Here is a 9,340-nt window from a genome sequence, read left to right as displayed (position 1 = left end):
GATCACTCGCCTGCCCCGGCTGAGCCGGGGCAGGCGAGTGATCACCGACCGCGGGCCGCAACCCTCGCAGGGCGCGCCCTACTTGCCGACGGCAGCCCCGGCGGCCCGCCTCCGGACGGCGTAGAAGATGCCGCCGCCTGCGACCAGCGCCGCCGCAGCGGCGCCCGCCATCGTGAGCGTGGAGTCGGAGCCGGTCGCAGCCAGGTTGCCGCCGGCCGACTGCGGTCCGGCGCCACCGGAGGTGGAGCCGCCGGACGTGGAGGCCGAGCCGCCGGAGGTGGTGCCAGTGTCCGAACCACCGGACGAGGAACCGCCGGACGTGGCCGTTCCGCCAGTGGAGGAGCCCTCGGTGGAGGAGCCGCCGGTCGAGGAGCCGCCGGTCGAGGAGCCGCCGGTCGAGGAGCCGCCCGTCGTGCCGGTGCCCGCATTGATCACGATCTCGGCGGTGTCGTTGTCCGCGTTCGTGTCGAAGGGCCGGTCCTTCCCGCTGAAGGAGATCTTCCCGGTGGCGCCCTCGACGACCTTGTCGATCTTCAGGACGAAGGGGTAGGTCTCACCTCCCGCCGGGTGCACCCACGACTGCGAGGTCCCACAGCTGTAGCGGGTCTCGGTGACCGGGGAGCAGAAGCCGTGCGCCTTCACGACCGAGGTTCCCGGCGGAATCCGTACGTCCACGGCCACGGCGCCATGACCGGGCTCGCGGAAGACCCAGGCCGGGCCGTCGTTGACGAACTTCACCGAAGCGGTGACCTTGTCGCCCACCTTGCCCTTGAGCCGGGCGCCCGACAGCGCGAAGTCGGCCGTGTTGTCGGCCGTGACGTCGGTGTAGGTGTAGCCCTCGGCGTGGCGCGCCAGGTCGTCCTCGGTGGCCGGGGCCTTCTCGACCAGCTTCAGCGGGGCGCCCGTGCCCGGTACGGGCTCGGGCGCGGTCCCGTCGAAGCCTGACGGCTCCACGGCCTCGACGGCCATGAACACGTTGTCGTACAGCGCGTCGTCCTGCGCCTCGAGCCCGATCGGCTTTTCCGGCACGTAGACGACGCCGGGCTTGAGCGGCTGGTCGATGGCGCACACCGCGACATCACGTTCGGGTTCCTCGTCGTGCGACGGATACGTCGTGTACGTGCAGTTCCCGTAGGAGTCCGCCGCCGCGAGACCCGAGGTGACGGAGTACGTCACCCACACCTTCCCTATCTCCTCAGTGCCCTTGTTCAGCACCGAGAAAGGAGCGTCGAAACCGCTGCCGGGCTGCACACCCGTGATCGGGGCCTGCGTTCCGATCCCGAGGTCCGGCTCCGCGGCGAAGGCGGCGGACGGCATGGACGCGATCCCGGTCAGCGTGACGGCGGCGAGTACACCGATCGCGGCACGTGAGAGACGACGGCCGGGAAGGGGGTGAGTCATAGGAGTTCCTCGTCGTGGCGGACGGTGGGAAGTGCCGTCTCCGGCACAACAGTTACACCCATGTACAGACGGGTCCCGCCGCCAAATGGTTGTGTGACTCACGCAAATTTGCCCGGGCGCACCCCTCTGCCCATGCGTCCCTCGCGCCCTGCCGCCCGCCCGTCCGGCCGGCTCGCTCAGATGTCGTCCGTGACCGGCCGCAGCTCGTAGTGGAGCGTGCGGTCACGCTTCAGCCGGTGGGCGAGCGGGACGGCCACCCCCTGGAGCGCCGGGTATTTCCGGGAGAGCGTCCGGGAGGCGTGGGTGTTCTCCTTCGAGTCCTGCGGAAGGAGCCGCGCCCAGGCCTTCACGGGCGGGCCTGTCGGTGCGCCCCGCACGGTGCACGGAGCGATCTCCACCACCGGGTGGTTGCGCATCCGGTCGACCTTCCAGGCCGAGGAGAACGTACGGATGAAGGCGTGGTCGCCCTCGACGGCGATGCTGACGGGGGTGTGGGCCGCTGATCCGTCCGGCCTGCGGCTGCTGAGCAGGACGGTGTACTGCTTCACGAAAGGCTCTAGCTCACGGATCGTCTCCATGTATTCCATGGTGCAATAAATAGTGGCGATCCGGGCTTTTCGGTCAGCCTCCCGTGCTGCCGGACCAGGACCTCCAGGCCGTCGACGATGCGGCCGCACCGGGCCGGACGGCGGACTCCGGGCATCGCCCCTGATCACGACATGGCGGGAATTGTCTTATACGGTCGTAGTGTGCGGTGCGTCGACACCGCTGCTCCTGCCGGACAACCGACGGAGGCCCTGGGATGGGCGAACTGGGGAGGCTGGAAGCGCTGCGGCTCGCCGGGCTGACGGCGGTGGCCGATCCCGGCATGGACCGGTTCGCCAGACTGGTCACCCGGTTCCTCGGTGTACCGGTCTCGCTGGTCTCGCTGCTGGAGACCGACCGGCAGGTCTTCCCGGGAATGGTCGGACTCGCGGAGCCCTGGGCCGCCCGGCGCGAGACCCCCCTGAGCCACTCCTTCTGCCAGCACGTCGTCGTCGACGGCCGGCCGCTGATCCTCGAGGACACACGGGTGTCCCCGCGCACCTGTGCCAGCATGGCCATCCCCGACCTTCAGGCGATCGCGTACGCGGGAATGCCGCTGACCGACGCCGACGGGCAGGTCCTGGGATCGCTCTGCGCCATCGACCACAAGCCCCGGAAGTGGACCGAGGACGAACTGCAGGACCTCGGGGACCTCACCGTCGCCTGCTCCGTGGAAATGCGCCTGCGGATCGCCTCCGAACACCTCAGGCAGGACCGGGACCAGGCCGATCTGCTGCTGCGCGCCTCCGTCGAGCTCGGCCACGCCCACGGCTTGAAAGACCTGACACGTCGGCTGCGCACCCTGTTCGAAGACCCCGCCGAGCCGACGTTCGTGGGCATCCTGCTCGCGGACGACCAGGGGCTGCGGCGGCTGGTCGACCCGGACCACGTGCGGCCGGTGGAGGCCGCCATCGACCGCCTGGACCTCGACGCGGGTTTCCCCAGCAGCCAGGCCGTGCGGGAACAGCGCACCGTCTTCGTCCCCGACCACGACGCGCTCGTGGCCGGCTTCAGCCCCGAGGCCGTCGCCGGATACGACGCGCTGGGCCTGGGCTCCGTGCTGTGCGTCCCGCTGGCGGGCGGCCGTGGCGCGGTGATGTGGTGCTGGCCCGGGCCCCACGTCCTGACGGTGCTGGAGGAAGCGGTCCTCACCGCCGTGGCCGGGTACGTGGGCCAGGCGGTGGAGCGCACCCTGTTCGTCGAGAACCGCCTCAGCACCGCCGAGCAACTGCAGGCCGCCATGCTGACGGATCTGCCGGCCGTGCCGGGCCTGGAGCTGTCCGCCCTGTACCTGCCGGCCGGCGACCAGGACATGGTGGGCGGCGACTGGTACGACGCCTACCTGCTGCCGAGGCTCCCGGCCGTCCCGCAGCGCGCCCTGATGCTGTCCATCGGAGACATCATCGGACACGACGTCCAGGCCGCCGCCGTGATGGGCCAGATCCGCAGCATGCTCCGCCAGGCCACCCTCGGTGACCCCGCGTACTCACCCGCAGCCGCGCTGGACGCGGTCGACCACGCCTTCGACGCGCTGCCCCTGGGCCCGGGCGCCACCGTGGTGCACGTCCGTCTCGACCCGGACGGCGGGCGGTGGAGGCTGACCTGGTCCAACGCCGGACACCCCCCGCCACTGCTGCGGACGCCCGACGGCCGTGTCTCGGTCCTCGACGAGCACGACCTGCTCATCCTCAGCAACCTGGCCGGCCCCGTCCGCCAGGACCACAGCCACGAACTCCAGCCGGGAAGCGTGCTGTTGCTCTACACCGACGGCCTGGTCGAACGCCGGGACAACGACATCGACGTGAGCATCCAGGAGGCGGCGTCCACCCTGGCGGAGCACGGGGACCTGCCCCTGCCGCAGCTCCTGGAGGCGCTCTCCCGAGGTCTTGCGGAGGTCCCGCAGAGGGACGACGTGGCGGTACTCGTCGTCCGTGTCACGGAGGCGGAAGCCGCCGCCCCCGGGGAACACACCGGACGCGGCTGAGCGGGCCTCAGGCGCGAGGGCGGCCCGCCGCGACCAGTTCGGCGACGTCGAGGGTCAGGTCGGCACCGATCGACGAGGGAAGCGGCGCCGACTGGCCGGGGGCGTAGACCTCGTGGCTGTCGTACGTGCAGCCCGTGGGTTCCGTCAGGACGTGCAGGCGTCCGTGGCGGCGGTCCAGGATCACGTACACCGGGATCTTGGCCTCGGCGTAGACGGAGACCTTGTTGCGCAGGTCGTTCCTGTAGTTGCCGGAGGTCACCTCCAGTACGAGACGGAAGACCGCCGGGTCGTAGCAGTTGTTCCCGGCCTGGTGCGCGTCGAAGTCCGCGTCCACGACGGCGAGGTCCGGGATCGCGTAGTCCTCCGGTCCGCCGGGCAGCCACAGGCCGATCGCCTGGAGGACCCTGGTCTCATCGCCGTGGAGCCCTGCGGCGATGAACGGAATCATGAGTGTGGTCAGTGCATCGGCGTGCGGGCCGTCCGGGGGTGGGGCCACGGTGATGACGCCTCCGATGATCTCGACGCGATAGCCCGGAAGCTGCTCCATGAGGTGGTTCGCCGTCACGAGCATGGGTTCCGGCTCATCGTCACAGGGGTGCTCGACTGCGGCTGCAGACATGGCGGGCCCTCCTGGAATGGCTGGTGTCGAGAACATCATCGTAGGACGGGGCGCCCGGCTTCGTCCCGTAGGCGCCTCATCACCCTGCCGAGTGAAGCAGAAACGGCCCCGCACACCGAAGTGTGCGGGGCCGCCTCGTGCGGGTGACCGTCAGAGCTTGTCGATCACGTAGTCGATGCAGGCGGTGAGCGCCTGGACGTCCGCCGGGTCGATCGCCGGGAACATCGCCACGCGCAGCTGGTTGCGGCCCAGCTTGCGGTACGGCTCCGTGTCGACGATGCCGTTGGCGCGGAGCACCTTGGCGACGGCCGCCGCGTCGATGCCGTCCTCGAAGTCGATCGTGCCGATGACCTGCGAGCGCTTCGCCGGGTCGGTGACGAACGGGGTGGCGTACTTGGACTCCTCGGCCCAGCCGTACAGGGCCTGCGAGGACGCGGCCGTGCGGCCGGTCGTGAAGTCCAGACCGCCCTGGGAGTTCATCCACTTCAGCTGCTCGTTCAGCAGGAAGAGGGTGGCCAGCGCCGGGGTGTTGTACGTCTGGTTCTTCAGGGAGTTGTCGATCGCCGTGGGCAGCGAGAAGAACTCCGGGACGTGCCGGCCCGAGGCGTGGACGCGCGCGGCACGCTCCAGGGCGGCCGGGGAGAACACGCCGATCCACAGGCCGCCGTCGGAGGCGAACGACTTCTGCGGGGCGAAGTAGTAGACGTCCGTCTCGGTGATGTCGACCGGCAGGCCGCCCGCACCGGAGGTGGCGTCCACCAGGACGAGGGAGCCCTCGTCGGCGCCCGCGACCCGCTTGACCGGGGCCGCGACACCCGTCGAGGTCTCGTTGTGAGTGAAGGCGTAGACGTCCACGCCCGCCTCGGCCTTCGGGTCCGGGTGGGTGCCCGGGTCCGAGGCGATGACGGTCGGGTCGGCGAGCCACGGGGCGAGCTTGGCGGCCTTCGCGAACTTCGACGAGAACTCGCCGAAGTTCAGGTGCTGGGACTTGTTCTCGATCAGACCGTGGGTCGCGACGTCCCAGAAGGCGGTGGAGCCGCCGTTGCCGAGAACGACCTCGTATCCCTCGGGGAGGGAGAAGAGGCTGCGCACGCCGTCGCGCACTTCGCCGACCAGGTTCTTCACCGGGGCCTGGCGGTGGGACGTACCGAGGAGAGAGGTGCCGGTCGCGGCCAGCGCGTCGACCGCCTCCGTCCGCACCTTGGAGGGCCCGGCGCCGAAACGTCCGTCGGCGGGCTTGAGGTCAGCGGGAATCTGGATGTCAGCCACGGACCGGAGCGTAGTCCCTTGGGGAAGCGGTCGAGGACCGTGTCCGTCGGGTGAGACACACGCTCCGGATCATGGACGGCCGGTGCGGCGGGGAGCGGTGGTGCGGATCAGCCGAGATCGACCGGCAGTTCGTACAGGTCGTTCTGGGTCACGATCGGCTTGTTCCGCAGCTCGGAGGCCGGTACGGCGAGGTCCAGGTCGGGGAAGCGCTCGTACAGCGCGGGGAGCGCGACCCCCGCCTCCAGCCGGGACAGCGCGGCGCCCGGGCAGACGTGCGGTCCGTGGCCGAAGGCGATGTGGCGATTGGGGGAGCGGGTGATGTCGAACTCACCGGCGGTCGGCCCGTACTGCTCCTCGTCGCGGCCCAGCGCGCCGAACGAGACGATGAGGGCCTCGCCCTTGGGCAGGACCTTGTCGCCGACCTCGATGTCCTCGGTCGCGAAGCGGATCAGGACGTGCGAGGTCGGGGTGTTCCAGCGCAGGGTCTCCTCGATCACGTTCTCCCACGGCACCTCGCCGCTCAGCACGCGCCTGCGCTGCTCGGGGTGGGTCTGGAGCGCCTCGACGACATTGACGACGAGGCTGATCGTGGTCTCGTGCCCGGCCGCGATGATCAGCTGCAGCGTGTTGACGATCTCCTCGTCGGTGAGGTGGTCACCGTCCTCGGAGGCCGCGATCAGCGCGCTGGTCAGGTCGTCGCCCGGGTTCGCCCGCTTGCCGTCGACGATCTTCGTGAAGAGGGCGCCGAGGTCCGCCATCATCTGCGGGACCTCCTCGGGAGGGGTCTGCGTCGAGAAGAACTTCTCGAACAGCTCCTTGAGCCGCGGGTGGTCGGACGCGTCGACGCCCATCAGCTCGCTGATGACGTTCATCGGCAGCGGGTAGGCGAACTCCGCCTTCAGATCGACGGGCTCGCCCTTGGGGCGCGCCGCGAGCCGGTCCAGGGAGGCGTTCGTCAGCGCCTCGATACCGGCGCGCAGCCGCTCCACCCGCTTCACCGTCAGCGCCTGCGCGACCATGCCCCGCAGCCTGCGGTGGTCGGCGCCGTCGACCGTCAGCATGGAGCGGCCCGGGTTGGCGAGACCGATCAGCGGCCAGTCCATCGGTATCTCGCCCCGCTGCCAGGCGTTCCACACGTCGATGTCCTTGACCACCCGGCTGTCGGTGAGCAGCCGGCGGGCCTCGGCGTGGTGCGTCACCGCGTAGCAGTGCACCCCGCCGGGGAGCTCCACCTCGGCCAGCGGGCCGGCGGCGCGAAGCGCGGCGCTCTCGGCGTCGAGGTCGGCGACGAGGGGATCGAGGGCGATCCGGGTCATTTCTGGCCTCCAAGTGCAGGGGTGGGCGTGAAGTGCACCGGCAGTTCCGTCAGGCCGCGCAGCCACGGGGACGGGCGTCGGGTCAGCTGGTCCTCGGGCACGTCGAGGTCGATGTCGGGGAGCCGGTCCAGGAGCACCTCGATCCCCGTACGGGCGATGACCTCGGCGGTCTCCTGGGCCGGGAAGGGGCAGCGGTGCTCGCCGTGGCCGAAGGAGAGGAAGGCGCTGTTGCCGCCGGTCAGCGTGGAGCCGTCGGTGCGTACCTGCGGGTCACCGTTGGCGGCGGCGATGCCGAGGAGCAGCATGTCGCCGGCGCGGATGTGGCGCCCGCCGAGGTGGGTGTCACGGGAGGCCCAGCGGCCGGCCACGTTCTGGGTGGGAGTGTCCTCCCAGAGGACCTCGTTCATGGCCTCGGCGACGCTGTGCCGGCCGCCGGAGAGCGAGGCGGCGAAGCGGTCGTCGATCAGCATCAGCCGCAGCGAGTTGCCGATCCAGTCGGCGGCGGGCTGGTGGCCGGCCGCCATCATGACCATGAGGTCCTGGGCGACCTCCTCGTCGGTGAAGCCGCCGGGGTCGTTCAGCATCCTGGTCGCGACGTCGTCGCCGGGCTCGGCGTGCTTGTCGGCCAGGAGCTGGAACATGGCTCCGCCGAGGTGCTGCTGGCCGGCGAGGGCCCGCTCGCGGCCGTCGATCATGTCGTTGAGCGCGCCCACGAGGGGCGCCCCGACCTCGTCGCTGAACCCGTAGATCTTCGCCAGCACCCGTGCGGGGAGCAGCATCGCGTACTCGGCGATGATGTCGGTCCGCCCGGTCGCGCAGAACCGGTCGATGAGGCTGTCGGCGAACTCCTCCGCGTACCCCTTCAGCGTGAACGGGTCGACACCCTCCAGCGCGTTGCTGATCATGGCCGCGCGGACGGTGTGCCGCTCACCGACCGTGTAGAGGATCGACGGCTGCCTGCGGCCGATCATCGGCAGCAGCGGCCAGCCGTCCGGGATGTTGTCCCACTGGTTCCACAGCTCCGAGTCCCTGCTGAAGAGCACCGGGTCGTTGGTGACCTGGTGCAGTTCGCGGTAGCCGACGATCAGCCAGGCGGGTATGTCGCCGTCGAGCACGACCGGGGCCACGGCGCCGTGGTCGCGGCGCATGTCGCGGTACAGCTGCACGGGGTCGGTCTGGAACCGCGGCCCGGACAGGGGGACGGCACCGTGGGACACGGGGCACTGGGTCACAGGGTCGGCTCCGGGGTCTTGGCCGCCGCCGGGGCGGGGTTCTCTGCCAGGGCCGCGTCCGCGGCCTTCGCTCGGGCGACGGAGAGTGCGTAGAGGTGCTCGACCAGCGTGATCAGGACGTACTTGCTGGAGGAGCGGTCACGGGCGTCGCACTCGACGAGCGGGACGTCGGGGGAGAGGTCGAGGGCCTCGCGGATCTGCTGCTCGGTGTGGAGCGGGCCGCCGAAGTCGTTGCACGCGACGATGAACGGCGTGCCGTGGTGCTCCAGCCGGTCGATGGCGTACCAGGAGTCCGCGAGCCGCCGGGTGTCGACGAGGACGACGGCGCCCAGGGTGCCGGAGAAGAGCCGGTCCCAGAGGAACCAGAAGCGTTCCTGTCCGGGCGCGCCGAAGAGGTAGAGGACCGAGCGCGCGTCCAGTGTGATGCGGCCGAAGTCGAAGGCGACCGTGGTCGACGTCTTGGAGTGCACGCCTTCGAGGTCGTCGACGGCCTCGCCCGCGCGGGTCATGGTCTCTTCCGTGTTGAGCGGACGGATCTCGCTCACGGATCGGACCATGGTGGTCTTGCCGACCCCGAAGCCGCCGACGACAACGATCTTCAGTCCGTTGTCGGCCGTCGCCTGCAGGGCGGCACGGTCAGAGGTTGCGGAGTCCAACGAGCACCTGTTCCAGGGTGTCGGTGTCGGGGAGCCGGTCCTCGACACGTGCAGTACGGGGGTGGCGGGCGCTGATCCGGCCGGTGTCGAGCAGGTCGCACAGCATGATGCGGACGATGCTGACGGGCAGATTCAGGGTGGCCGAGATCTCGACGACCGCGGTGGGGCTGTGGCACATCCGCAGGATCGCGACGTGCTCCGACTGCATCCCGGGGCTCGGTTCGCACTCGGCGACGACGAGCGTCACCAGGTCGAACGCGGCCGAGTCGGACCGGCTG

The 9,340-nt window shown here is 70.4% G+C and carries 9 protein-coding genes; 1 reads left to right on the top strand and 8 read right to left on the bottom strand.

Annotated elements, in window-relative coordinates:
* Positions 1-78: 78 nt before the first annotated feature.
* Together BFF76_RS06220 and BFF76_RS06215 are read right to left on the bottom strand one after the other, a co-directional pair.
* Entirely contained in the window at positions 79-1,401 is a 1,323-nt protein-coding gene (locus BFF76_RS06220; RefSeq protein ID WP_065847534.1) for an LPXTG cell wall anchor domain-containing protein, read from the bottom strand.
* A 176-nt stretch (positions 1,402-1,577) separates the two neighbouring features.
* Positions 1,578-1,979 (bottom strand): PPOX class F420-dependent oxidoreductase, encoded by a 402-nt coding sequence (locus tag BFF76_RS06215; protein WP_031093230.1) that lies wholly within the window; start codon positions 1,977-1,979, stop codon positions 1,578-1,580.
* A 224-nt stretch (positions 1,980-2,203) separates the two neighbouring features.
* On the opposite strand from BFF76_RS06215, the gene BFF76_RS06210 reads away from it, so the two are divergent.
* Positions 2,204-3,970, top strand: coding sequence for a GAF domain-containing SpoIIE family protein phosphatase (locus tag BFF76_RS06210; RefSeq protein ID WP_065847532.1), 1,767 nt, complete (start codon positions 2,204-2,206; stop codon positions 3,968-3,970).
* Between the two features lie 7 nt (positions 3,971-3,977).
* On the opposite strand, the gene BFF76_RS06205 is transcribed toward BFF76_RS06210, so the two are convergent.
* The 6 genes from BFF76_RS06205 to BFF76_RS06180 form a co-directional block, all read right to left on the bottom strand.
* Complete coding sequence (locus BFF76_RS06205; RefSeq protein ID WP_031093226.1) at positions 3,978-4,589, bottom strand: Uma2 family endonuclease; 612 nt, start codon at positions 4,587-4,589, stop codon at positions 3,978-3,980.
* 150 nt (positions 4,590-4,739) lie between these two features.
* Positions 4,740-5,858 (bottom strand): phosphoserine transaminase, encoded by a 1,119-nt coding sequence (serC, locus tag BFF76_RS06200; RefSeq protein WP_031093225.1) that lies wholly within the window; start codon positions 5,856-5,858, stop codon positions 4,740-4,742.
* Between the two features lie 107 nt (positions 5,859-5,965).
* Positions 5,966-7,174 carry a cytochrome P450 family protein gene (locus BFF76_RS06195; RefSeq protein WP_065847530.1) on the bottom strand — a complete coding sequence of 403 codons (1,209 nt, stop codon included), beginning with the start codon at positions 7,172-7,174 and terminating at the stop codon, positions 5,966-5,968.
* Positions 7,171-8,406, bottom strand: coding sequence for a cytochrome P450 (locus tag BFF76_RS06190; protein ID WP_053930594.1), 1,236 nt, complete (start codon positions 8,404-8,406; stop codon positions 7,171-7,173). The genes BFF76_RS06195 and BFF76_RS06190 overlap by 4 nt, the downstream gene beginning before the upstream one ends.
* Positions 8,403-9,062, bottom strand: coding sequence for a GTP-binding protein (locus BFF76_RS06185; RefSeq protein ID WP_031093217.1), 660 nt, complete (start codon positions 9,060-9,062; stop codon positions 8,403-8,405). Before BFF76_RS06185 ends, BFF76_RS06190 begins: the two co-directional genes overlap by 4 nt.
* The coding region (locus tag BFF76_RS06180) for a DUF742 domain-containing protein (protein WP_065847528.1) at positions 9,043-9,340 on the bottom strand (298 nt) is incomplete at its 5' end. The genes BFF76_RS06185 and BFF76_RS06180, both read right to left, overlap by 20 nt.

This window comes from Streptomyces mutomycini (genome assembly GCF_001700505.1).
In the GTDB taxonomy this organism is placed as follows: Bacteria; Actinomycetota; Actinomycetes; order Streptomycetales; family Streptomycetaceae; genus Streptomyces; species Streptomyces mutomycini.
The sequence above is the reverse complement of the archived record's forward strand: the minus strand, read 5'-3'. Positions and strand labels throughout refer to the sequence as shown.

Excerpts from the sequence above, each read along its gene's own strand:
- BFF76_RS06220 (WP_065847534.1), bottom strand. The coding sequence starts at position 1,401 with ATGACTCACCCCCTTCCCGGCCGTCGTCTCTCACGTGCCGCGATCGGT.
- BFF76_RS06195 (WP_065847530.1), bottom strand. The coding sequence starts at position 7,174 with ATGACCCGGATCGCCCTCGATCCCCTCGTCGCCGACCTCGACGCCGAG.
- BFF76_RS06205 (WP_031093226.1), bottom strand. The coding sequence starts at position 4,589 with ATGTCTGCAGCCGCAGTCGAGCACCCCTGTGACGATGAGCCGGAACCC.
- BFF76_RS06210 (WP_065847532.1), top strand. The coding sequence starts at position 2,204 with ATGGGCGAACTGGGGAGGCTGGAAGCGCTGCGGCTCGCCGGGCTGACG.
- BFF76_RS06215 (WP_031093230.1), bottom strand. The coding sequence starts at position 1,979 with ATGGAGACGATCCGTGAGCTAGAGCCTTTCGTGAAGCAGTACACCGTC.